We start from the raw sequence: 26,591 nt of genomic DNA on the forward strand, positions 1-26,591 counted from the left end.
ATGCGCCGGCCCTTCCCGCTCTTCCTTCTTGCCCTTATCCTCACCGGTATAACGGCCCACGCCCAACAACACCCGGCTCAAAAAGGCCTGAACCTAACCCTTAGCCATGTCCGCATCGACAGCCTCGTATCCGGGATCGAAGCCACGCTGCCCGTTCACTTCTACTACGATCCCGCCCAGTTCGACAGCCTGGACATCGTTCTCAGCGTAAAAAATGTCCCGCTCGACCAGCTGCTGGACCAGCTTTTTAGAAATACCCCCTATCACTATGCCATGGATGAGGACGGGAATGTGTTTCTTACAAAAGGCTGGATGATCCAGACCGGCCTGGCCCCCGCCGTCTCCAATCAACCCGATTCAACCTCCCGTACTACCGTCCGCTTCGGCGAAGAAAAGAATCTGCGGAGCAAAGGCAGCTCCGAATCCAAATTGTACGACATCGGCCCCAGAACCAATACCCTGGCCCCCGGAAAATCCGTGATCTCCGGTTATGTCCGCAATACCCGCACGGGTGAGCCCATCTCCGGCGTCGTCATCAGCCCCGAACCACCGGGCGTAGCCACCGTCACCGATCGCTATGGCTATTTTTCACTCTCCCTGTCCCGGGGCCACCACATGCTCAATGTACAGGGCCTCGGACTCCGCGACAGCCACTTCCAGGTGATGCTTTACTCCGACGGGAAAATGGATATGGACCTGCGCGAACAGGTGACCACCCTCCGCGAAGTGATCGTCTCCTCCCAAAAAACCCTCAACGTCAACCGCGTTCAGTTAGGCGTCGAACAACTCAATATCCAACAGATAAAACAGGTGCCCACCGTCATGGGCGAAGCCGATGTCCTCCGCGTCGTCCTTACCCTTCCCGGTGTCAAGAGCGTCGGCGAAGCAAGCACCGGTCTCAACGTTCGCGGCAGTTCCGCGGACCAAAACCTGATCCTCTTCAACGACGCCACGATCTATAACCCCTCTCACTTCTTCGGCTTCTTCTCCGCCTTCAACCCCGAAGTGGTAAAAGGGGTCGAACTGTTCAAAAGCAGCATCCCCGCCCAATACGGCGGTCGCGTAGCCTCCGTGCTGGATATCACCGCCCGCGAAGGCAACAAAAAAGATTTTACCGGCACCGCCGGCATCGGCCTGCTCACCAGCCGCGTCACCATCGAAGGCCCCCTCGACAAAGGCAAAACCTCCTTCATCGTCGGCGGCCGCTTCACCTATGCCGACTGGCTCCTCAATCTCCTGCCCGAACAATACAAACACAGCCGCGGTTCCTTCAACGACGTCAATCTGCTCATCAGCCATAATATCAACGAAAAGAACAATCTCTACTTCAGCGGCTATCTGAGCAACGACCGTTTCAATCTGAATAGCGACACCTTCTATAAATATGGCAACCGCGACGTCAACATAAAATGGAAACATGTCTTTAGCAGTAAGGTCACCGGCTCCTACCTGGTCGGCTACGATCGCTATCAGTACAATATCAACAGCGACGGCAACCCCGTCAACGGTTTCAAGCTGGATTTCGACATCAGCCAGTTCAACGTAAAAGCCGACCACACCTGGTATCTCAATTCGCATAACACGATCGATTTCGGCCTTAGCAGCATCCGCTATATCCTCCACCCGGGCGACTATGAACCCTATAATTCCCACTCCCTGGTGACGCCAAACAAAATGCAGGCGGAATACGGCCAGGAAAGCGCGGGCTATATCTCCGACCGGATCACCGTCACCCCCGCTCTATCTGTCGTCGCCGGTATCCGTTATTCCCTGTTCAACTATCTCGGCCCGCACACCGAATACAACTACCCCGCCGGCCAGCCGAAAACCGTCCTGGACCAACTCGGGTCCACCGAATACGCAAAAGGGAAATTCATAAAGACCTACCAGGGCCCCGAATACCGCCTCTCCGCCCGTTATGCCATTACCAACTCCTTCTCGATAAAAGCCGGTTACAACTCCCTGCGCCAGTACTCCCACATGCTCTCTAACACGACCTCGATGGCGCCTACCGACATCTGGAAACTGAGCGACCCCCATATCCGCCCGCAACTGGGCGACCAGCTGTCCCTGGGTTTCTATAAGAACCTTCACGCCAACAGCATCGAAACCTCCGTAGAAGTCTATTATAAAAAACTCCACGACTACCTCGACTACCGCTCCGGCGCCACCCTCATCCTCAACCCCCATATAGAAACAGACGTCCTCAACTCAAAAGGCAAAGCATACGGCGTCGAGCTGAGCATCCGCAAAACCGCCGGTAAGCTCAACGGCTGGGTTAGCTACACCTGGTCCCGCACCTTCCTCAAAACCGACGACCCCACAGCGGGAGAAGTAGTCAACCACGGCAACTGGTATCCCGCCGACTTCGACATTCCCAATGATGTTTCGGCAGCACTGAACTATAAGTTCAACCACCGCTTCAGCGTGTCCGGCAATATGCTCTACTACACAGGCAGACCCATCACCCTGCCCATTGCCGAATACCTTTACGCCAACTCGGCAAGAGTCCTCTACTCCGATCGCAATGCCTATCGTATCCCGGATTATTTCCGTGCCGACTTCTCCCTGAATATCGATGGTAACTATAAAGTCCACCAACTGACCCATAATTCCTGGACCATCGGCGTATACAATCTCACCGGCCGAAAGAACCCCTACAACGTCTATTTCGTCTCCGAGCACGGTGCGGTCAACGGATACAAGCTTTCCATCTTCGGCAGCGCTATCCCATTCGTTAATTTCAATATTCATTTCTAATGAACCATTATAAAACACTCTTCCTCATATTGCTGATTGCGTCGCTGGGCTGCCGGCAAACCTATCAGCCGCCCGCCATCGCCAACCCACCCGATTACCTCGTCGTGGAAGGATTTATCAATACCAATGCCGGCGACACCACGTTCTTCAACCTCTCCCATACCGTAAAGCTGGATACCAACGCCTACCATCCGGAATCAGGCGCAATGGTCACGGTGGAAGGCAACGACAACAGCTCATTCCCATTGAGAGAAATTACTCCCGGGATATATGGTTCGCAGCTTCCCGCACTCAACTACAGCGTTCCCTATCGCCTGCATATCGTCACCGCGGCCGGGAAACAATACGCCTCCGATTATGTCCAGCTCGTCGCCAACCCGCCCATCGACAGCATCAGCTGGAAACGACTGGACAACGACGTCCACCAGGGAATTCAGATCTATGCCAACACCCACGATCCGCAGAATAAGACCCACTACTATCGCTGGGACTACTCGGAGACCTGGGAATTTCATTCGCCTTACTTCGCTACCGTTAAATATGTCCCCGGCACCGGCCTGGTGGGATACTCTCCGAACACGATCACCACCTGCTGGCATAGCGATCGTGCCACCGGTATCTTCCTCGGGACATCGACCCAACTCTCCCAGGACCTCATCTATGAGGCCCCGCTCGTCCTGATCCCCATCGGCTCCCAGCAGATCACCGTCCGTTACAGTATCCTCGTCACTCAGTACGCACTGACACAGGAGGCCTTCAACTGGTGGCAGATCCTGCAAAAGAACACAGAACAGATCGGCTCCATCTTCGGCGTCCAGCCCTCCGCCAATAAAGGCAATATCCGCTGCCTCACCGATACCGCGGAAACGGTCCTGGGCTTCGTCAGCGGCGGCAATATTCAGTCACAGCGTATCTTCATCACAAACGATCAGGTCTTTCCCTGGTATTATGACCCCGATTGTCTGGATCAAAAGGTCACCAACAACATCGATAGCCTCAAATATTGGTTCAGCATCGGTTACCTGCCCTGGAGTCTCGACCTGAGTCCACCCAACAAGGCACATTTTGCCTATAAGACCTGCGTGGACTGCACCCTCACGGGCACCAATGTAAAACCCTCTTTTTGGTAACAGCACAACCGCCAAAAACAAAATGAAAAAACTCGCTCTCCTGCTCTGCCTTCTTCCCGCCCTCCCCGCACTGGCGCAATCCGATGCCCTCAACTCCGTGCAGACCCGCGCCGATACCTGGCAGAACGTCGTGTTGCAGGAAAAGCTTTTCGTTCATATCGACAAACCCTTCTACCTCGCGGGCGAACTGCTCTGGTGCCGGCTTTATTGCGTGGACGGTAATACCCATCGCCCGCTCGGCGTCAGCAAACTGGCCTATCTCGAACTGCTGGACATCGACAACAAACCGGCCCTCTCGGGAAAAATAGCCCTGGAAAAAGGGTTTGGCGAAGGCTCCTTCTTTATCCCTCCCGGTATCCCGACAGGCAATTACCAACTCCGGGCCTATACCAACTGGATGAAAAACTTCGGCCCGGAAACCTTCTTCACCCAACCGGTCACCATCGTCAACACCATCAAAGGGATCGATACCGCCGCCCTGACCCACGCCGACACCGTAGCCAATCCTTTTTCCCTTTCCTTCTTCCCCGAAGGCGGCGATTGGATCGCAGGTCTGCCCGCTACCCTCGCCTTCGAAGCCACCAACGACCAGGGTAAGGGTATCGAGGCCGAAGGCGCGATACTCATCGGCGCCAACGACACCGTCACGACCTTCCGCCCGCAAAAAGAAGGAATGGGAACCCTCCACTTTACCCCATCCTCCGGCCAGTCCTATAGAGCGATCCTACATTGCCCCGACGGGATCACCCGCACCTGGCCCCTTCCACCCGTTCTGCCCCAGGGCTATTCCCTCCACCTCCGCGAGGACGGCGGCCCTGATCTTACCCTGATCATCCGCGCCAGCGCCGGCCTCAACCCACAAAATACCCGGCTCTTCGTGCATTCGGGAACCCGCTCCGCCTTCACCGGCCGGCCACCCACGATTGCCGGCGACTCCGCAGTCTTTACCATCGATAGATCCGGTCTCCAGGATGGCAATACCCGGTTCACACTCTTTGACGCCGCCGGCCGCCCGCAGGCCGAACGGCTCTATTTCATTGCTCCCCGCAACAAACTGAACATAACCGCCGCCACCGACAGACCCGAATACGGCATAAGACAAAAAGTAAAACTCGATATCTCCGCATCCGACACCTCCGGCGCCCGGCTCTCCGTCGCCGTCTATCGTCTCGACTCCCTGCAAGGTTATCCCTCAACCGATATCCTTCGCTATCTGTGGGGATCCTCCGAGTGGATCGGCCGCATTCCCACCGATCATCTCTTCGATGACCCCACACTCGCCGGCCTCTATTGCTTAACCCATGGCTGGACAAGGTTCCGCTGGAACGAGGTCCTCTCTCATCCCTCCGGCCCCCGCATCTACCCGCCCGAGATCCGCGGACAGTTTATCACCGGCCGCCTTACCGACCCCCATACCGGCGCCCCCGCAAAAGAGGTCACCACCTGGCTGTCTACCCCCGGCTTTACCTTCCAGTTCGCTTCCACCCAAACCGACAGCGCCGGAAAATTTCAATTTGATATAAAAGATTTCTACGGCAGCGATGGCATCGTGATCCATACCGGCACCGACGGATACCCGTATAAAGTGGAAGCCTTCAGTCCTTTCTCCGAACAATACGCAAAGAACCCGATCCCGGCCTTCCATCTCGCCCGCGGACAGCTTCAGGGGCTGACCCGGCACAGCATCGGCATGCAGGTACAAAATATCTACACCGGCGATAGCCTCAGACACTATACCGCACCACGCATCGACACGACCCCGTTCTACAGCCACGCCGATTATACCTATTTGATGGATAATTACACCCGTTTTACGAGCGTGGAGGAAGTGTTGCGCGAATACGTTCGCGAGATCAATGTCACCCAACCCCGCGGTCACCTCCATCTGGTAATGCTGAACGAGCCCTTACACTCCACCTTCACCGACAACAAAACGCTCGTACTCCTCGACGGGGTACCCGTGCCGAACGATCGCATTTTCACCTATGATCCACTGAAACTAAAAAGACTGGACGTGATCCCCCGCGAATATATTCTCGGCCCCTCCCATTTTAGCGGGATCGCCAGTTTCACGACCTATAAGGGCGATTATGAAGGCCTGGAACTGGACTCCAGCTCCCTGCTGATCGAATACGAAGGAATGCAATATCGCCGGCAGTTTTATGCACCGGCCTATAATACAATCCGGCAGACGCAAGGGCGCCTGCCGGATTTCCGAAATGTCTTATACTGGTCGCCCGATATCCACACCGGGATAAATGCCACACCGGTTGAATTCTTTACCTCGGACCTCCCCGGGAATTACCTCATCGTCATCCAGGGCCTTTCCGCCGATGGCCGCGCAGGAGTCACCTACCGGCAATTCACCGTAAGACCCGCAGGCTCGGCCACCCGCTGATCCTACCATCCAATCCCATAATCCTCCCCGTTATTACTGCTGCCGCCCCAAAGGGTCCCATGTTTCGAGTCGATCATGATCGCATTGATGGGCCCGCTGGTGCGGTCACCATAAGTGGAGATATACCCCATCTTTCTCAGGTCCTGCCGGACATACGGCGGAGTCACATTCCCCAAAAGGATATGCCCCGGACGCGGCCGCCGGTCTTCCATCCGCTCTCCACCAAGCGAAAGCCATAGCTGATCGGAGTTGACATTAGGCGCTTCCGTAGCCTGCTGAACCGTCATCCCAAACTCCACCATATCGAGGAAGAATTGCAACAAATTCTGATCCTGCGTATCCCCACCCTGGACACTGAAACAGAGATACGGCTTGCCATCCTTCAGGGCCAGACTGGGACTGAGCGTTACCCTCGGCCGCTGATGGGGCTTGACGACATTGAACGGATCGATGATCGAATCCAACACAAAACTCTGCATCCGCTGACTCATCCCCACACCCGTATGCCCGGCAACACAAGCCGGATTCCAGCCACCGCTCGGCGTCACCGAGATCACCCAGCCGTCCTTATCCGCCGCTTCGATACTCGTAGTCCCCCGCCACAACCGGTCGTGATAAAGTGACTCATCGATCGGTACCCCCGGAGTCGTATGATCAAAAGCAAGATCATTGCTCCCCACCAACGCAGCACCCGAATTCATCGCTCCACCCGTACTCGGCGCACCCATCCCGGGACGCCCGCCGCCCATGGGCATGTGCGCCCTTTCCTTCAACAGTTCGGTAAAAGGATTCGTACGCCCTTCGAATGGATACGGATCACCCGGCGCCGCCATCGCATCGTTACGATCGAAGTTGATCAGCTTCGCCCGGTCCTTCGCATATTCCTTACTCAACAAACCCTTCATCGGCTGCCCCGTATTATTATAGGGATCCCCATAATAGAAGTCCCGGTCCGCAAATGCCAGGTTCATCGCCTGATACACCGTATGGATATATCGCGTGCTGTTAAAGCCCATCCCCTTCAGATCGAAATTCTCCAGGATATTCAAGGCCTGCAGCATCGAAGGTCCCTGCGTCCACTGCTGCAGCTTATATACTTCGATACCCTTGTAGCTCACATGCATCGGCTCCTCTTCGATCGGCTTCCACGCGGCAAGGTCCTCCATCGTGATCAAACCGCCCTGCTCCTGACAACCCCGCACGAATTCCTTTGCAATATCCCCCTTATAAAACCGGTCATAAGCGGCATAGATCGCCTCTTTCCGCGTCTTCTTGTGTTTTAACGCATCCTGCTCCGCCTCTACCATCTTGGTAAGGGTTTCGAGAAGATCCTTTTGCACAAAGACCTCCCCCGCCTCCGGCGCCTCCCGCTTCTCACCGGCATGCGGCAGGAACAGCGCCTTACTGTAGGGCCATTCCTTCAACCGCCGCTTCTGCCCTTCAAAGCTGTTCGCCGTCTGCGCCTCTATCGCATACCCCCTGGCCATCTCCATCGCCGGCGCAAGCACCTCCTTAAGACTCATCGTACCATATTCCGCCAGCATATAACAAAGCCCACCCGGCGTACCCGGCGTAACGGCCGCCAGCGGACCATACTCCGGCGGGAAATTATATCCCTTGCTCTTGAAGAAAGCCGGCGTCGCACCCGTGGGCGCAAACCCAAGCGCGTCAATCGCGATCACCTTGCCCGTCTTCGGATTATAGATCAACGCCTGCGTCTCCCCACCCCAGCTAAGCACATCCCACATGGTACACACCGCACCAAGCATCCCACACGCCGCATCTATCGCGTTTCCCCCCTTCTGGAAGATCTGCGCCCCCGCCTCGGCCGCCAACGGCTTACCCGTCACCGCCATCCAGTGATTTCCATGCAACGGCGGCTTCTCGGTCGGTTGGGCTTGCCCGGATAAAGAAATAAACAACAAAGCGGCCACGCCGGTCTTAGTTAGTTTGGTCCACATCTTTTAAAAATTTTATAAGTCCAGGAAAATAATGCGCCTGATCGTCCCACATATCACAATGACTCCCCTGCGGACAATATACATAACTCCCATTCTTCACCTGCTTGCTCATCCACTCCATGTACTTGGGGTCCATCGTGTCAAACTCCCCGCCAATCGTCAGCGTCGGGACCGTGATCTGCCCCAGATCCTTGCTCCGGTCCCAGGTGATCAGCCTGCCACCCGTCTTAAACTCACTCGGCCCCTGCATCGTGACATAGATCCCCTCGCTAAGATGGTTGAACATCCGGTTGATAGGGTCCGGCCAGTCCGCCAGCCGGCACAAATGCTGCTTGTAGTACTCCTTAAAGACCAACGCCTGGTATACACTGTCCTTATATAAGCCCTTATCCTCATACGCTTTCAGCGAGTCCACAAGAGATTTCCGCATCTTCGAACGCAATATGCCATTGTATTTTTCATACTCCGGCATACTGGCCATCATATTGGAAATGATCAGCCCCTTTAGATTCGCCTGGTACTTCAGCGCGTATTCCATCGCAAGGATACCGCCCCAGCTATGACCCAACAGATAGAAATTATCCTTGTTCAGACCCAGAGCCTGCCGCACCTGCTCCACTTCCTCCACAAAATGCTCCGTCGTCCACAGACTGCTGTCATTGGGCCGGTCGCTATACCACGAGTCCAGCTGATCGTAATAAATAAACTCGATCCCCTCCTTCGGCAGGAAATTCTCAAAACATTCAAAACACTCATGCGTCCCGCCGGGTCCGCCATGCAACAACAACACCCGGATCTTCGGGTTATGACCAAACCGCTTGGTCCATACATGGAACCTGCCCTTCGGCGTGGTGATCTCCACCATCTTCACATTCCCGGTCTGTACCCCGGAATCCTGCGTAGCAAAATAATCAGCCAATCCGCGTCCCGGCACAGGCTGGACACAGGAGGCAAAGCAAATCAATACAAGGACGAATAAAAAGCAATATCTCATAAGACTCATTTTTTGCGTAGTGAAGCAGAAAGGTAAAATCCGTATAACATTCATCAAGATCGGGAAACCGCAGAAAGAGCTTCAATTTAAGTAAAAATCCTACATTCACTCCATGAAAAAGCTCCTACTACTTTTGCTGCCTGCCTTTCTGATCTCCGCGCGCGGGTTGGCCCAACTCCCTGACTCAACCGAAGTCGATTACGAATTAAAGGACTTCAAATTCGAAAGCGGCGAAACGCTGCCCATACTAAAGCTGCACTACACCACCTTCGGCAAACCCATCAAAAACGCCAAAGGCCAGGTCACCAACGCCGTCTACATCATGCACGGCACCACCGGCAACAGCCACAACTTCACCGGTCGCCAGTTCGCCGGCAATCTCTTCCTGGCCGGCCAGTTACTCGACGCCAGTAAGTATTTTATTATCCTTCCCGACGGCATCGGTCATGGCAAATCCAGCAAGCCCAGCGAAGGCCTGCATATGAAATTTCCAAAATATACCTATGACGATATGATAAAGGCGGACTACACGGTCCTCACCGAAAAGATGGGCGTCAACCACCTCCGCCTCATCCTCGGCACATCCATGGGCGCAATGCATTGCTGGGTATGGGCCGAAACCTATCCCGACTTCATGGACGCCTGCATGGCCAACGCCAGCGAACCCGTCGAGATCGCCGGCCGCAACCGCATGACCCGCTTCGCCGCCATCCAATGCGTCGAGAACGACCCGGCCTGGAAAAATGGTGAATATACAGAACCACCCGCCGCTGGCCTGCGCGGCGCCTACACATCCATGATGTGGATGACCAGCAGCCCCTGGCAAATGCAACGCCACGAACCGACCCGCGAACTGGCCGAAAGAGCTTACAACAGGAGCGTGGAAGGCTTTATCAAGCGCCAGGACGCCAATGACATGATCTACGCCTTCGACGCATCCCGTTTATATAACCCCGAACCAAATCTGGAAAAGATAAAATGCGTCTTCTATGCCGTCAACTCCGCGGACGATGAATGCAACCCGCCCGAAATGAACGTCATGGAACCCGCCATCAAAAAGGTGCCAAAGGGAAGATATATCCTGCTGCCCATCACCGAAAAAACCACCGGTCACGGCACGCATTCCAACCCCACCATCTGGGGCAACTATTTAAAAGAATTACTGGACGCCAGCGCATCGAAATAGCAAGCGAAAGATCGATCATCGGAACAACACGACGGCAAACCCAACCTTTCCATTGGCGTTCCCGTTGACATAAATGTCATACGGGATCACCACCTGGTCCGGCGCCACCTGCCGTGAATTCTGGAAGTCAAGCGTATTCTTCAAACCCCAGAAAAGGATACCCTCATTGGTCACCTGTTCACCGCGGGGATCGATCACCGTTGTGGAAGCAAACATCTTTTCCCCATGGATAAAGCTGTTGTACAGGAGCACGATCCGGTCCTGCATCGGCACCATCATGTAGGAAAGATTGGGGGAGTTCAGCTCCGTCACCTGCGCCTGACTGATCATCCCGCTCCAACAACTGTCCCTCCTGCTGGCCGGGAAAAAGTACAGGCTTAGATCGCCGCGATCATGATACACCGGGTTTGCCGTCGCCCGGTACCGCGCATATCCATACCTGGGCTCGGGCAGCCGCATCCGCGCAGGCGAAGGCCCCGCACTGGCATCGGGGATATCATTGGACGCAAACAGAAAGGCCGGATCCCACCCCTCATCATAGTCCTGATCATCCATCTCCCGCTCATAAGCCCGGCCATATTCCTTCATCAACAAAAATCCCCGGCCCGGCACCGCGACAAAATTCTCTTTCACCAGGTTGTCGTTTCTTATCCGCCGGCCGCCGAGCGTGTTCAACCGGTACGAGGAATCAAAACTAAAGGTCTTCGTCCTCATAGAATAATGCACAACCTGCACATTCTTCAATGGCGAATAATGAAAGGTGGAAAGGATGCCCGCAACCGCATCTCCGGTACCATTATCGATCGACAGGCAGATATCCTCCATCATCGAAGTCCCCGGCAACATAATTTCCCGGCAGGAGATCGCGGTGTCCACGGGTGAAAACTGGTAAAGATTGAAATTACTGTTCAACCGCGAAGGCGTCAGCATCAGCCACTGCCCGTCATCGGCTAATTTGATCGGCGTCTTATCGAAGTCTTCCAGCGGATAAGTGGAATAGTCGTCCTGGATGATCGGCTGCGTCAGAAAAGGATGCCGGTAAACCCGCTGAGACAGCAGATGCCAGTCCTGGTCGTATAAAAAGGCATGCAAACGGGGCGGCGAAGAAGAAAGGAATTCAAACCCCAGCAGCAGACTACGCTTGCGGTCCAGGCTGCGCACCAGCATAAAACTCGTGCCCGGCTCGGTAAAGGGAAAGATCCCGATCGTATGATCGGGCTCGAGCGCCTCGCCCCCCGCCTCATACCGCTGCAACCTTACCTCCGTCTCACGCCCGCTCCTCAGCAGGTTGATGCGATCAAAGTGCTCGTCCGCCACCACCAGGTATTCCCGGATGGAATTCATCGTATAAAGCGGGTCCTCGATCATCCCCTTCACGCCCATCCGGCCATCATAGACCACAAAATCACGTTCTTCGGTAGTCGAAAATTCATTCCCATGACGGATCATCCGCTTCCGGTTGATCGCCGACACCCAAAAGTAGTCCCCGACTTTTCCCAGCATCTCCTGACGAAGCGTAAACCGGTCACTGTACGGCTCGCAATACGAAACCTGTTGGGCAAAAAGAGAAGAACAGCTTAGTGATAATAAAGTGTGTAGTGTTATCGTCATCCGCCATCCCATACCGACTCCTTCTTCTTGAAGTTAATTAATATTATTTAATACATCGGCCCACCCGCAGCATTCCTGCAATGGGAAAATTTTTCCTTTCCTGGGAGAAAAACGGCCATGCTTTTATTCCTGCCGTTTCGCATAACAATGGATACAGAATCGTAAACACCTAAAAATCAATAGGGTAAAAAAGATTTTTGAACCCCGGGGTCCGGTTGCCCGTTCCGGCACGCAGGTTGCCTTATACTATTCGGTTTTTCATAGGATATTGGATTTAAAAACGGGGCTGGATTTCTATCCTGGCCCTTTTTTTTTGTTTTAAATTTGTCTTCATGCGTATCGCATTGTCCATCATCCTGGGCCTGTTCCTATCCCTTAAAATATCCGCCCTTCCTACGGTCAAAACCGGCGCCCTCCCCGGCTGGCTCTTTATCACCCATCCCAACCTCGAAAAGCAACCCGCCCGGGACGAGATCAGCGACGGCTACTACTACCAGCTCATCGATTGGCAGACCAGCCTCCCCAACAAGACCAGATACATCCACTATATCATAAACATCGCCAATGAATCCGGCGTCCAGAATGCCTCGGAAGTCTCCGTCACCTTCACCCCCGAATTCCAACAGGTTGTCTTCCATCGGATCACGATCATCCGCGACGGCGCCACGCTCAACCGGCTGGATGTTTCCCGGATCAGGGTGATCCAGGAAGAAAAGGATGCGGACGAGTTTGAATACAACGGATTAAAAAGGGCGTTTATCACCCTGAAAGATGTTAGGAAGGGAGATCGGATCGAGGTAGCTTATTCGATTATCGGCTTCAATCCCGTTTTTGGAAACAAATATTCCGACGACTTTTCCTTTAGCAGCAAAACGGCCGTTTGTAATTATTATGAGACGGTTCTCACCACCGCCGCCCGCCCCCTCCGGATCCTCCCGGTCAACAATGCGCCGCAACCCACCGAACTGCACCAGGGCAACAACATCATCTATACCTGGACCAATCCCAATCTTGAAACAAAGGACGCCGGCGACAATACCCCCTCCTGGTTCGACAGGGCACCTACGATCTATATCACAGAGTACAAAAATTGGGCAGAAGTGATCGACTGGGGACTGAATACTTTTAATCACTATCGCTTCACCCTCCCTGCCGGCCTGCAACAAAAGATGACCGGCTGGAATACCCGGGCAAAAGGCAATAGAGACCTCTTTGCCAATATCGCCGCCCGCTTCGTACAGAACGAAGTTCGCTACCTCGGCCTGGAGATCGGCGTCAACACCCATCAGCCCCATGCCCCTTCGGATGTATTCAACCAGCGCTTCGGAGACTGTAAGGATAAGGCCTTGTTACTCACCGCGATCCTAAAGCAGGAAGGGATCCCTGCATCCGTAGCCCTCGTCAGCACCGACACCCGCGGCCACCTGGCTGACATCGCACCCTCCCCCGGCGACTTCGACCACGCCATCGTCGCCATCCGGCGATCAAAAGGAGTCTACACCTATATCGATCCAACCAACTCAGACCAGCGTGGTGAACTGACTAATCTCTTCATCCCCGCTTATGGTTACGCACTGGTCCTGGAAGAAGGCGAAACCGGGCTCCAATCCGTCACCCCCGGCCACATAAATGACTTTACCATCTCCGAACAGCTGATCACCAGATATTCCGACAGCTCCCGATTCAACATCACCTCTGTCTACACAGGCGGCGCGGCCGACGATGTCCGCAGTTCCTTCGAAGAAGCCAGCCTGAAAGACATCGAAGAAAGTTACCGCAAATATTATGCTCCACTTTTCGAGGGCATCCACCTGACAAGCCCCATCACCTATACCGACGACAGCATAAAAAACGAATTCTCGGTTCACAAACAATACGCTATCCCGCATCTATGGAACTCCGATAAAAAGGGCAGAAAATATTTTGACTTTACCGCAAGGATATTGGATCAGGCGTTCCCCGACCCCACAGACGCAGCCGAAGACGAACCGCTGGCCCTTCAATATCCCTACACCGTTCACTATACCTTGAACATAACCTTCCCGGAAGCCTGGGAGTTCGGCAGCGGCGAATTACATATAAAAAACGACTCCTATCAATTCGATTTCACCCCGGTCGTCAAAGACAGCAACATGACGCTCGTCTATGTCCTGACAACCTTCAAAGACCATATTCCAGCAGCCGACATCCGCCAGTATAAAGAAGATTACAAAAATATCCTTGGAAAGGTTTCCTTTCAGCCCTTCAAGGCCACCATCCCCGACGCCTCCGTTTCGGCAGGATCCCCAACTTCAAAGCCCGCCGGCTCTCCGGCCGTCGTCACCCACGTCTGGAAGGTCTGCTGGCCCGCCATCTGGCTCACGTTTTTCTTTTCGCTGTTCTTCGCCCGCCTCTTCATCTGGCTCAACCCCCGCAGCGAAGAGACCCTCTACGCCCCGGGTACCGGCTACCCCCTCGGCGGCCGGGTTATCCTGCTGGGGTTCAGCATCGGCCTGAACCTCCTCATCGAGGGACTCGAGCTCTTCCGCGGGAATTATTACAGCAACGCCAATTGGAACCTGTTCGGCAACGCCGGCGGATCCAACCTGCAATACCTGTTCATCTCCGACCTCGCACTCCACCTTAGCTTTATCGCCGGCGGCGGAGCCGTATTATTCTGGTTTATAAAAAAACGGGACATCTTCCCGCGCATGTTCCTCTGGTACCTCGGCATCCTTCTCTCCGGCCGTCTCCTCCAGGCCCTCCTCTATACGGTCGTCCCCGTCCCCGCATCACTCAACACCTATACCTATGAACTGACCGGGCATCTGCTCCGCACCATCACCTACGCCGCCATCTGCGTCATCTTTGTCCTCCGCTCCGGCCAGGTAAAAAGCACCTTCCTCGAACCCTTCCGCGAACGGATCCGTTAAAAAATAGGGGGCCACTCAAGACCCCCCTGTCATTATTCTTTTATCAAATACCCAAACAACCCATCAGTTTCCTTAGCCGGTCCAGCCGTAAAGTACAGCCGCATCGGATCGATGGCAGTCGCCGTGGTCGGCGCAAACCTGATCGCCCAAAGCCCGCTGATCACGATCACCTTGTGCTGCGTCATCAGCTGACCAAGATATTTCCCCTCTGGCGAGAATACGTTGATCCGGCCGTCACCGAAGTTGCCGATAAGGATTACCGGTCCCATCGTAGCGGTGTCGCCGCCATTGTTCCCGCCATTACCCGGTCCACGATTGTCATCTCCACCGCCATTTCCACCCCCACCTCCGGGACCCCGGTTGTCCCCACCACCACGGTTTCCGCCATGATCATCCGTCGTCTGCGTACTATCAATGTCACTCCTATGCAGGAATCCGGCCGGCGCCATCGTAACACCCCAGGGCGCATTCAAACTCCCACCGGAAGCAAACCGATCTACAAAAGAACCATCCGTATTGAAAATATCGACAAAACCCTTGCCGGCGCCGGCAGCCGACCGGCCATCAGGACCAACCTGGGCATACGTCACGTACAACCAGCTTCCCACCGCCTGGATATTAAAGGGTGCATAACCCGAAGGGATCGAATGGTCCCGGAACGAAAAATGCATCTCCGACCAGGCCGTATCCCATACATCGATCCTGCCCGCACGGAAATTAGCCGCATAGATAAAAGACGTGCCGCCAAAAGACGCCAGCGCAAGCCCCGTATATGCGGAATGCGCACTCCGGTCGGCAATCGTCTCCGCCCGGGCGCCAGCGGCACCATTCCAGGCCGATACGATACCATCCACCCCTACAAAGATGAACGACGCCGCTGTCCCGTTTGTCAGCTTGAATCCCTTCGTCGAATTAAAGACAATACCCGTAGGATTGCCGCCAATAGTATCCCCCGGCGAAGGGATCTTCACCGGTGCACGAACGATCGCCCCTTCCGCCGTATACAACGCACTGACATGCCCCGCCTGCGAATTCACCCAGGCAATACCATTCGGCGACCAAGCCAGCCCCCAAGCATTCTGCAGGGTGGAATCAACCAGCTTGGGGTCATACCCCATGTTGTTCGCAACAAGATTCACCTGCGTAAATCCCGCAAGGTCTTCATTGTTGTTGTTATTGTTATTATTATGGTCGTGAATAATGAGCTTCCGGCAGGCAGTCGTAAGCAGAATACAGGCAAGCAATACGTAGCCCAGCCTCAACGGCAGGAGACGTACTTGCCATTTTCTTAAAATGTAATTCATAATCAGCAATTTTTTGTTGTTAGATTTTGATTTGGCATAAAAGTGGGGTCACTTCGCCTGAAAAGGCGAATAGTCAACTGGCCGGCCGGCATTTCTACGGGAAGATCAAAAACAACAAACGAAACATTGTTAATGGCAGTTGCCTGTACCGCAACTGCCTCGTTACAATCACCATTTCCGCTAATTCAGGGTCTTCACCACACCCCTGAAATACCCCGCGGATTCAGCAATCCCCGGCAAAGGATCATTCATATCCAGCTCGTGCTCGATACTGCAGTACCCGGTATACCGGTTATGTCTAAGCGTCCTCAGGACCCCAACGATGTCTAACACCCCCGTGCCCAGATCGATAGCATGTTCTTCCTTCGTGATAACAGACAAGTCCTTGAGATGCAGGTCAAGTACGCGCGGCGCATAGTCCCGCAACATCTTCACCGGATCGGCTCCCGCCCGGGCCGTATGCCCGATATCCACGCAAAGCCCTATCCGCCGGTCCAATCCCTTGATATGCTCATATACCTCTACCGGCGTCGGATACAAATCCCCGGGCCCATGATTATGAACGGCTACCCGGATATTAGTGCTCTTCACCTTCTCCTCCATATACGCCAGCAACTCAGGATTGGGCACCCCGATGATCAAATCGATCCCCAGCATCTTCGCATACTCGAAAGCCCGGTCCACCTCCCCCCGGGTCTTCATATATATAACTCCCGCCGCATAGATACGGATGCCTGCAGCGGAAAATTTATTCACCACCCCCTTCACCGCCGCCGCATCGCTGTCCAGCGGCAGATAGAAGTCCTTGATGGACAAAGCGTCGATCCCCACCCGCTTCATCATCGCAATCCCTTGATCGATCGGCACATGCGCAAAACTATACCCCGCAATCCCAAGCTTGAGCGGCGCGGCGTCCGGCACCGCGGCAGGGATCGCAGGCATTTTCAACCCCGCAAATCCCAATCCCACCGTCTGTATGAACTTTCTTCTGGCTACCATAAAAAAAGGGTCCGCAGATACGGACCCTTCTAATATACTGATTTATTCGGTACTTACTTAAACACTTCCTTCGGCGCCTTCCCATCCGCACTCGGGAAATCCAATCCCAGCAGCCTCGCAACCGTCGGCGCAGTATCCCGCTCATTCATCTCGTGGATAACCCCTCCGGCCCGGACCCCCGGACCCGCAATCACAAAACCCGTCCTGATCTCAAAGAAATCCGGGAAATACCCATGCGTCCCGCCATGCCCCGGCCGCACCGCCTCCCCACTCATCGCATTCCCAAAAGAAGCGCCATTCATCGCACTCAACGCAAACTCAACATCGGGATTGCCGCCTATCTTATCCAGTTCCTTCCGGCTGATGACCCGGATCAGCCGCTTCACACTATCCGGCTGGCCGTCCAACACCTCCCGCACCCGCCGCAACGTCTCCTTATCACTCCGGTCCTTTAAATTGAGATAGCTCGATCCGCCGACGGAAAAAAACTGCGCCTTCCATTCATCCTTCTTCACATCCGTGATCAACCCCGCCTGCACAAGCCATACATTGGGGTTCACCGAAACGGTCACATTCCCAAATCCATGATCCCCGGTAACGATGATCGCCGTCTCCCGCCAGATACCCGCCTTCCTCAACGCATCCATTATGATCCCAACCGCACTGTCCGCACCCATCACAGCCTTCCGCACAAGCTCCCCATCCCGCCCCTGCAGATGTTCATTGTGATCCACCGAGAACAAATGAATGGTCATCAGGTTGGGCTTCGCCTGCTTGATCACATAGGCCGCAATCTGCGCCACATTCACATCCCGCCCGTACTCGATCTTCTCCTCCCCGCCAAAAACATCCTTCCGAACCTCATCCACAAAACCCGCCGGCTTGGAATACTGCTCCCGCACCTTCTCCCCCATACTCCCGATATCCGGAATATCATACTGCACCGGCGCATCCGCACTCACCGGCCAGAAAAGCGCCGCCACCGTCATGCCCTTCGCCTGCGCCGCACCCCAAAGGGTCGGCACATGAATGCTGCTGGCATTCCAATACATCTTCCCCGTTGGGCCATTGGGCTCGAACATATTGTTATAATAAATACCATGCTTCGCCGGCTGCACCCCCGTGACGATCGTCGTATGCGAAGGATAGGTCATCGAAGGAAAAACACTGTTCACTCCCTCCGCATACGTCCCGTTCGCCATCAACTCACGGATATGCACCGCATGCCAGCTGCTGTCCAGATAAAAATCCGGCCGGAAGCCGTCAACCGTGATGACCACGACATGTTTCGCCAACGGCGCCTCCTGGGCAAAAGCCCCGCCGGCTACAAAAGCCAGCAGGGTCGCCATCATAATCAAGATTTTTTTCATTGTACGTTATTTTTATTGCCAGACAGGATTCTGCCCAAGATTCGGATTCAGCAGCAACTCGCTGTTAGGTATAGGGTAAAGATATTTATAATTGTGCCATTGCCGCGGCACATTGTCCAGCCAGTGGATCTCGCCATATGTCCCATTCGAAAGCTGCATCGGATTCACCGTTCCATTCAGCGTCGGCGATACATTGATAAAGGTCACCCCGCTGATATTCGCAGGCTGCGTCCCCTGATAAAAACATACATCCAGCACGCCATCCCCATTCAGGTCCATCGGTACGTTCAACGCCGGCACATACATCCCGTTCCAGGATTGCTGCAACAGATCGCCCAGCCGCCACCGGCAAAGGTCGTTAAACCGGAACCCCTCCAGCACCAGTTCGATCCCCCGCTCCCGGCGGATCTCCAGCAACACCGGATCGGCTATCTTCGCCACCGCCGGCGAGGTCTGATCCGTCGGCGTGTAATATTGCTGGATATACGGATCAACCGTCGTAGGCAATCCCAGATTCCCCGTGATCCCGGCCCGGCTCCGCAACGCACCGATCGTCTTCGTCCACTCTGCACCACTCAGCCCCGGTCCTCCATAATTCTTCAGTTCCTCCGTCGCCTCCGCATAGTTGAGCAACATCTCCGCATATCGCATCAGACACACGGAATTGATATTGGTCGTATTGGCATCATAATAGGTGTCATCCATGGACCACTTTATCGGCATATAACCCGTATAGGTATAGGAGAAGACCGGCGGTGCCGCAACCGTCTTGCCGCTGCTGATCCGCGTATAGCTGCCCATCCGGATGGTCTGCGAAAGCCGGCCGTCCCGATTCTTCGTCTCCTTGACAAAAGGGAGGGTGTCATATCTCGTAATATCCGTAAACGGCGTCCCGTCCGCATTCAGATACGTGTTGATGAACCGGCGCGTAAAAGAATACCGCGTGCCATACGTAGCACTCGTATAATACCAGTTGGCATCGTTCAACACCGCCAGCGACTGACTCATCACAGTCGACAGCATCACCTCAGAGCTCACCGGGCTCGTGCTGATAAACAGGTTGCGATAAGCAAGGGTATTGCCGCCCGCGGTATTCAGCGTGAATCCGCTGCTGTCCATCACAGCCTTCGCCGCACTGGCCGCGTTCTGCAGCCAGCTCTGAGCCTCGCCCCGCATCGCCGCCGTCTCCAGCGAGTCGCTTTGATACCGCCGCCAGGTACCCTCATACAAACACATCCGCGATTTCAACCCATACGCCACCCACTTGGTAACCATACTCGAAGTAGGGTCGGTCGTCACATTGATATTCGCGATCGCATAGTTGATATCGGCCAGAACAGAATCCATTACAGTCGTCCGGTCCGTCCGCGCCGAATACAACGCACTGTCACTTACTCCCAGCGGCTTGCCTACCCAGGGCACATTCCCAAACTGCTGCACCATGCTGAAATAGAAATAGGCACGGAAAAAACGGGCCAGCCCGATATAGCTCAGCCGCGTGGCCTCCGGCACACCCGGGTTGGGAGCCGCATTCGCGATAAAATAGTTGAGGTTCCGCAACGTCGTCCAGGTCCAGCCCGTCGCCTGCCGCGAACCGAAAGCGCCGTCCTGCAGATAGATCGGCGCGGCATTCCGGGCGCCATAGTCGGCATCCCCATACTGGTCATCGCCCCGGACCGTGGTAGCCGCCGTAGGCAGCCCGTCATAAAAAGAATTGGCATAAAGCTGTAACCCCTGCACACTGCCGAAGACCGCCGAATTGGTAGCCGTCGCCTGTGGCACCTGGTTGAGGTTCTTGCTGCAGCCATTGAGGATCACCACCGCCAGCGGCAGCGCCAGAAAGAGAGGCAATCGGATATTTTGTCTCATATAAGTTGATTTAAAAGAATAGATGGTTATAAGGTGACGGAAAGACCCAGCGTATAACTCTTGAGAAAAGGATAGTTGTTCGTATTGCCGCTGCTGCTGTACGTCCCGGCATTGTTCGTCCCCAGCACAGGATCACTGCCGCCGATACTTTCCGGATCGACATTATGCGTCAGCTTGAACATCGGAGTATAGGTCCACAGGTTCTCCGCCGACAAATAGACCCTGACGGCCGTAAGATGCGCCCGCTGCACCAATCCCCCAGGCAGGTTATAGCCTACCTGAAGGTTCTTCAACCGGATGAAGGAGGCATTCTGCAGGTACTTGGTCTGCGGATTGTATAGCTCGCCCGCGCTGTTCTGCGCAACATATCCCCGCAGTCTCGGGAAATACGCATTCGGGTTCGAAGGCGACCAGATCTTTCCAACCTGGTATTTCATAAGGTTGTTGTAGGGCCGGTTATACTGACCCCAAAAATTATCGGCTTCTCCGCCCGGCCACCAGTCACGCTTGGCAACACCATGGAAGAAAGCCCCGATAAAGAAGTTATTCCAGTCCGCTCCAAGGTTGAACCCATAAGAATACCTTGGCGACGAATTGCCGATGATCTTCATGTCACCGGGATTCGTTGCCGTATTGTCTCCGTTATTGACGATCGGCTGTTGGCCGTTGTCGTTCTTGGCATTGATATTCTTGAATTTGACATCCCCGGGCAGCCACTGGCCACTGTTGGAAGCATGAAAAATAGACTGGCTGGCATAGGCCTGCTTATAATTGGCATCGGTCCAGTAACCATCGTTGACATATCCCCAGATCTCCCCCAGATGCTCCCCGACATAGTAGTCCTTCAGGTTCTTGGTGAGGTTGTTGTATTTCGTAATAACCGATACATAATCCGAGATCCAGGCGCTCACCGTGTAATGAAAAGCCTTTCTTCCCGCCTGGAACTGATCATGCCAGGATACCGAAGCCTCGAATCCATTCGTCCGCATATTGGCATAGTTTCCCTTCGGCACCGTCGTTCCAAAGATCGACGGCAGCGTCTTACCCACCGTGAACATATTGGTGGTCATCCGCTGATAGATATCGCCCGTCACCTGCAACCGGTTGTTCAACGCCGACAGGTCCAAACCAAGGTCCTTCATCGTCGCCGTCTCCCAGGTAAGGCCGTCGGGCAACACATTAGGCTGCGAAGTCTCCTGCGGCCGCACGCCGTTGATCACCCGAAGCGATTGCTGGATCTTGAAATTCTCCTGGAACAGGTACGAGTTGATGCTTCCGTTCCCAAGCGACCCATACGATCCCCGGATCTTCAGGTCGGACACCGCCTTCGGATCGACATTCCAAAACGCTTCCTTGGAGATCCGCCAGCCTGCACTCGCCGAAGGAAAGAACGCATACCGTTGATCGGTCGGAAATTTCGAACTCCCGTCATAGCGTCCGTCCAGTTCCAGCAAATAGCGGTCCTTGAAAGAATAGTTCAATCGTCCGAAGCCCCCCAGGATCGCCCATTTATCATAGTTGCCGATCGTAGTGATATTCTGGCCAAGCGCCAGGTTGATATTCGTCACGTTGCTGTAGGCCAGCCCATTTCGCGCGGCGATCACCGAATTGAACGTCGATTGCTCATAGTTGTATCCCGCAAGCGCCTTGAAATAATGATCCCCGAAGGTCTGCTCATATTCCGCATACAGGTTCGTCGCCAGGTATTTGGTGTTATTGGTCGCATCCTGGATATCGTTGTAGTTCGTCCCGACAAAAGCGGTAACCCCGGGACTGACACTATAGGGCAGCTGCACCCGGGTCTGCACGCTATTGGAATCCGTATTCTGGAAAGTGAGATCGCCCTTCACCCGAAACCGGTTCTTAAAGAACTTCGCGGTAAACCCGGTCGTATTTCGGATGACCTGACTGTTCAGGTTGATCCCGTTCTTCCCATAGTAGAAATCACCGACCGTCGACGCCGAAGAATACGTCAGCGAACCGTCCGGGTTCAGCAGCATCGACGAGGGATGGCCCTCATCGGCGATATTCCGCCAGATACCGCCGCCCTCTTCCACATTCAGCGGATTGTGATAATACCGGCTGGTGAATTGGGTCGTATTGTCCACCTGCAACCAGGGCAGCAATTCGATACTCCCCCTCGCCAGGAAGTTATACATATGATAGTTGTCGGAGTTATAGCGGAACAACCCATCCTGACCGGAATAACGTCCCGAGACATAATAGCTGGTCTTCCCGCTGCCCCCGGACAGGGACAGGTTCTGGTCGATGGCCGCATTATGCTTCTTGTAGAGCAGGTCGAACCAGTTGGTATTGCCATAATAAACATAGTTTCCGTTCACGACCTCCGTCTTGGGCAGGCTCGGATTGGCATCATGCTCGGCGTAAGCCTGCATATACGCATTGGAGAAAGGCTGTGTCTTGTTGATATTTTGCGGCGTCTGCGAATAGTCATTCCACGCCGTCCACGCAGAATCAAAGCCCTTGGCATATTGATACCCGTTCGAGACGATATCCGGCACCGATAAAGGCGTCTTGATCGAGTAGTTGGAAGAATAATTGAGCGTAGGCTTGCCCTTGAGCGGCTGCTTGGTGGTGATCAGCACAACCCCAAACGCGGCCCGGGCGCCGTAAATAGCGGAAGAAGACGCATCCTTCAAGACCGTCACCGATGCAACATCATTCGGATTCAACAGCGCCGGATCGGCCTGGACCCCATCTACCAGCACAAGCGCATTACCCCCCTGACCGATGGAAGTCGCACCCCGGATATTATATTGCGCGGAACTGATCGGTTTGCCATCCGCCGGGATCAGGTTGAGGTTCGGGATCGTCCCTTCCAACCCTTGCGTGATGTTGGGCAAACTTCTTCTGTCCAGTACCTCGCCACTCACCTGTGAAACCGCGCCGGTCACATTCGCTCTCTTCTGCGTACCATAACCGACAACCACGACTTCGTTCAACGCATTGGCCTGCCCCTTCATTTTCACAAGGATCGAGATCGAACCATCCCCTTTTACCGAATAACCCGAAAGCGTCTGTGTCTGAAACCCGACACTGCTAAAGACAAAACTGTACTTCCCCGAAGCGATAAGCTTTGGAAAGCGGAATACCCCGGCCGTGTCCGTTTGCGTCCCGGCCGACGATCCCGTACTGAGATTGGTGGCGACGACGGTTACCCCACTGACGGGATCACCCTGATCGTTTCTTACAATGCCGCTGACGCTGCCCGTGCCCACCTGCTGCGCCCGCAGATCCGGTGAACAGAGGCCCATGCCGATTACCAGCAATAGTACTCTAAAGAATGATCTCTCCATGTGTAGATATTTTCAATTTTTAGAAAATAGAAGCCCTTCGCCGTTTTTCGACGTTAAAAAATAGTCCGGTCCCTGGGATGGTTATGGTTGTTTGCGGACGATATACCCTCCGTCCTGCTCTACGATGTTTAGATGGTTTAATAGAGCGATATCCCGCATGATCTTCCTCAGGGAATCCCTGGTCTCCAGCTTACCGATAAAATATTTATTATGTAGATCCGTACTTGAATATTGTATCTCTACATTGTAGAGGATAGCCAGTTGGTCGAACACATCAGCCAGCTCCTGATTATTGAACATATACCAGTTGGCAAGACTGTCGGGTTTTCCGGCCGGATGCTTCGCACGCCGGACCGCGATCGGCGGGTCCGTTCTGAACCGGTGGACGGCAATACTCCGCGTAGCCTTTCCATAGACAAACTCCTCGCCGGGTGCTAGAAAATATTGCTTCGCCGGGTCGCCGGCCACGCTATCCATACCCACCACGATCTTCCCCTGCAGCAGCTTCACCCTGATCTCATCGCTGCCCCCCTCATTACTGACCTCGAAGATAGTCCCCAACACCGTCGTGCGGATCCCCTCGCTATAGACGATAAAAGGCTGTTGCTCATCCCTCCTCACCGAAAAAACAGCCCGTCCTTCGAATTTTATCTCCCTCTTTTCATAAGACCCAAAATCTTTCCGGTAACGGACAGTCGCACCAGGCGATAAAACAGCCTCCGAACTGTCCGGCAACATCACCCGCACACTCCGGCTGTCTGCGTTGTGCTTGCCGGTCCAAAGAACAGCCTCCCGAGGCGCCCTGCCTTCAGGAACTCTTTGCCCGCCCTTATGATAGATCCACACCGCCACACAAACGATCAACAGCGAAGCCGCTGCCATCACCATCCCGGCCCTGCTGATAAAACCCGTCCTCCGCGGCCTTGTCACCCTCAGTACATTTTCAAGCATGGCCACCCGGTCCTCCTCCGCAATAGGTCCGTCATCCGCCACCGCGAATTCTTCATGCAGCGATTCATCTCCGGGATGCTCCTCGAAATAGGCCTCCACAAGCGTTGCCTCCTCTTCCGTACAAAGGCCCATCCAAAACTTAGCTAATAGTTCCCGGGTGATTTCTGACATCGATGGTTTGTTCGATAAATATATACAGCTGACAGTACAGGTAACCCCTGCTCAAAAGAAAAAAAAGGCGATCGCCTGACGGATATGACGAAAGGCCTTCGTCACATGATCCTCCACTGTCTTGACGGAGATTTGTAGTTGTTGCGCTATTTCCTTATTGGAACATCCATGAAAGGCCTTTAAGATAATGACCCGCTTCCTCACCGGCGGCAGCGCCTTGATCGCCTCATTCAATTCATCCGCCCGCTCCAAAAGAACGTCACTCCCGGTATCCGCATCGGTCGTAAGCCGCTGATCGGCATTGGCCTTCAGCTTCTTTTGCGTCGCCTCCTTCTTGATATGATTGATCAGCAGCCCACGGGCAATAATAAAGATCTGCTTTTCAAGCGCATGCTCCGTCGACAGCGAAAGACGGTACTGCCATAGCCGGACAAAACATTGTTGCGTGAGATCTTTTGCCGTATCGTGAAAGTAAACTCGTTTGAGGAAGAACCGGAATACCCTTGCATGCATAAGATCATACACCTCTACAAAAGCGGTGTGATCTCCATCCCGGATAGCAGCTAGCTTTTCCATATTTGCCGCAAGTTGCGAAAAATCGTTAGAGTCGGCGGATTCTGCCGTAGACTTAACTCAAAGATAATTCCGCAAAAAGCTCCGGCAAAATTTATTCATACCCTTTAACCCACTCCCCAAGAATATTATCCACACTGTAAGTCTTCGCTTCATCCGTACTAAGTTGCCGCGCCCAGGACACTCTCTTCGCTGCAACTGCTCCCGGCCCTGCACTCTCATACTCCGCATAATACGCCGTCTTCTCATTCTGGGGATTACGCCAGTTATCCCATCCCGCCGGCACGATATGTTCTCCCATCTCCGTGCGGATATATACCGTCCGCGCAAAGGGCCTCCACGGCCTGCCCAAAAAAACTTTATGCGCCCCCGTATCGGCGACAAGCCGGCAATCCAGAAAGACAAATCCAAACCGCTGCCGGGGCGTCGTCGCCGCCGCGGCGATATAAGAATTGGTAAGACTTCGGATCACACAGTGATCAAACACGGCCGTCGCCTCGCCAAAAATAAAATCCGTGGTCCCTTCGATAAAACAGTTCTTATAATATTGCCGGCTTCCCTCCGTCCCCGCATACAGAGTGTCCTGGTTGCCAAGCAACCGGCAATTGGCTATCACACAACGGTCCCCTTCCACATGCAGCGCCACCGCCTGACCCACCCGGCCCGCCGCATTTTCGATGGTTAGATTCTCCGCCGAAAAATCATTCCCCTCCACCAACACCGTATACGAAGTATAGGTGGTGAACTTTTCCTTACCAAACGCATCCCTTCCACCCGGATTGGGCTTACCCGAATAATCATCATAGACAATGATCGTACTGTCCCTGCTATCCCCTACCAACGCGATCATCGTCTTCCACGAAGGGATCACCAGTTTCTCCCGGTAAACCCCCTTTCGGATATGAATAGTTACCCGCTGCTGAGAAAGATCCCGCACCGCATTGACCGCCTCCTGTATCGTTCGGAAATCTCCACTGCCATCCTGCGCTACCGTAAACGAAGAAGGATAAACTACAGGTTGCGCAGCAACACGCACAACCGAAAACAAAAAGGCCACGAGAACAAATGCTTGTTTCATGGCCTAA

At 54.2% G+C, this 26,591-nt stretch carries 16 protein-coding genes; 5 read left to right on the plus strand and 11 right to left on the minus strand.

What is annotated here, in order from left to right; translation table 11 throughout:
• Genes VGM48_RS00155 through VGM48_RS00165 form a run of 3 tightly spaced genes read left to right on the plus strand, consistent with a single transcriptional unit; the run spans window position 1 to window position 6,288 of the window.
• On the plus strand, window positions 1-2,760 hold the full coding sequence (locus VGM48_RS00155) for a TonB-dependent receptor (RefSeq protein WP_331575359.1): 2,760 nt from the start codon (window positions 1-3) through the stop codon (window positions 2,758-2,760).
• Window positions 2,760-3,890, plus strand: coding sequence for a DUF4249 domain-containing protein (locus VGM48_RS00160; RefSeq protein ID WP_331575361.1), 1,131 nt, complete (start codon window positions 2,760-2,762; stop codon window positions 3,888-3,890). Before VGM48_RS00155 ends, VGM48_RS00160 begins: the two co-directional genes overlap by 1 nt.
• A gap of 22 nt (window positions 3,891-3,912) precedes the next feature.
• Window positions 3,913-6,288: a hypothetical protein gene (locus VGM48_RS00165; protein WP_331575363.1), complete on the plus strand. Its 2,376-nt coding sequence runs from the start codon at window positions 3,913-3,915 to the stop codon at window positions 6,286-6,288.
• A 2-nt stretch (window positions 6,289-6,290) separates the two neighbouring features.
• On the opposite strand, the gene VGM48_RS00170 is transcribed toward VGM48_RS00165, so the two are convergent.
• The gene (locus VGM48_RS00170) at window positions 6,291-8,249 is read right to left on the minus strand and encodes a gamma-glutamyltransferase family protein (protein ID WP_331575365.1); all 1,959 of its coding nucleotides are present in this window, start codon (window positions 8,247-8,249) and stop codon (window positions 6,291-6,293) included.
• Window positions 8,230-9,243 (minus strand): proline iminopeptidase-family hydrolase, encoded by a 1,014-nt coding sequence (locus tag VGM48_RS00175; protein ID WP_331575367.1) that lies wholly within the window; start codon window positions 9,241-9,243, stop codon window positions 8,230-8,232. Before VGM48_RS00175 ends, VGM48_RS00170 begins: the two co-directional genes overlap by 20 nt.
• Window positions 9,244-9,355: 112 nt before the next feature.
• Here VGM48_RS00175 and VGM48_RS00180 point away from each other — a divergent pair, with 112 nt between their 5' ends.
• Complete coding sequence (locus VGM48_RS00180; protein ID WP_331575369.1) at window positions 9,356-10,429, plus strand: alpha/beta fold hydrolase; 1,074 nt, start codon at window positions 9,356-9,358, stop codon at window positions 10,427-10,429.
• Between the two features lie 15 nt (window positions 10,430-10,444).
• On the opposite strand, the gene VGM48_RS00185 is transcribed toward VGM48_RS00180, so the two are convergent.
• A complete protein-coding gene (locus tag VGM48_RS00185; protein ID WP_331575371.1) occupies window positions 10,445-12,040 on the minus strand; it encodes a hypothetical protein in 1,596 nt (531 codons plus the stop codon).
• 332 nt (window positions 12,041-12,372) lie between these two features.
• Here VGM48_RS00185 and VGM48_RS00190 point away from each other — a divergent pair, with 332 nt between their 5' ends.
• A complete protein-coding gene (locus tag VGM48_RS00190; protein ID WP_331575373.1) occupies window positions 12,373-14,952 on the plus strand; it encodes a DUF3857 domain-containing protein in 2,580 nt (859 codons plus the stop codon).
• Between the two features lie 32 nt (window positions 14,953-14,984).
• Here the strand turns inward: VGM48_RS00190 and VGM48_RS00195 are convergent, their stop codons facing one another.
• From VGM48_RS00195 to VGM48_RS00230, 8 genes are all read right to left on the minus strand, one after another.
• On the minus strand, window positions 14,985-16,256 hold the full coding sequence (locus VGM48_RS00195) for a TIGR03118 family protein (protein WP_331575375.1): 1,272 nt from the start codon (window positions 16,254-16,256) through the stop codon (window positions 14,985-14,987).
• 180 nt (window positions 16,257-16,436) lie between these two features.
• Complete coding sequence (locus tag VGM48_RS00200; RefSeq protein ID WP_331575377.1) at window positions 16,437-17,255, minus strand: sugar phosphate isomerase/epimerase; 819 nt, start codon at window positions 17,253-17,255, stop codon at window positions 16,437-16,439.
• 53 nt (window positions 17,256-17,308) lie between these two features.
• On the minus strand, window positions 17,309-18,625 hold the full coding sequence (locus VGM48_RS00205; protein ID WP_331575379.1) for an alkaline phosphatase family protein: 1,317 nt from the start codon (window positions 18,623-18,625) through the stop codon (window positions 17,309-17,311).
• A 12-nt stretch (window positions 18,626-18,637) separates the two neighbouring features.
• Window positions 18,638-20,494 (minus strand): RagB/SusD family nutrient uptake outer membrane protein, encoded by a 1,857-nt coding sequence (locus VGM48_RS00210; protein WP_331575381.1) that lies wholly within the window; start codon window positions 20,492-20,494, stop codon window positions 18,638-18,640.
• Window positions 20,495-20,520: 26 nt separating this feature from the next.
• Entirely contained in the window at window positions 20,521-23,811 is a 3,291-nt protein-coding gene (locus tag VGM48_RS00215) for a SusC/RagA family TonB-linked outer membrane protein (RefSeq protein WP_331575383.1), read from the minus strand.
• 81 nt (window positions 23,812-23,892) lie between these two features.
• The gene (locus VGM48_RS00220; RefSeq protein WP_331575385.1) at window positions 23,893-24,933 is read right to left on the minus strand and encodes a FecR family protein; all 1,041 of its coding nucleotides are present in this window, start codon (window positions 24,931-24,933) and stop codon (window positions 23,893-23,895) included.
• Window positions 24,934-24,984: 51 nt separating this feature from the next.
• Window positions 24,985-25,509 carry an RNA polymerase sigma factor gene (locus VGM48_RS00225; RefSeq protein ID WP_331575387.1) on the minus strand — a complete coding sequence of 175 codons (525 nt, stop codon included), beginning with the start codon at window positions 25,507-25,509 and terminating at the stop codon, window positions 24,985-24,987.
• Window positions 25,510-25,600: 91 nt separating this feature from the next.
• On the minus strand, window positions 25,601-26,584 hold the full coding sequence (locus tag VGM48_RS00230; RefSeq protein WP_331575388.1) for a pectinesterase family protein: 984 nt from the start codon (window positions 26,582-26,584) through the stop codon (window positions 25,601-25,603).
• Between the last annotated feature and the right edge of the window lie 7 nt (window positions 26,585-26,591).

Source organism: Puia sp. (assembly GCF_036500295.1).
Taxonomy (GTDB): domain Bacteria; phylum Bacteroidota; class Bacteroidia; order Chitinophagales; family Chitinophagaceae; genus Puia.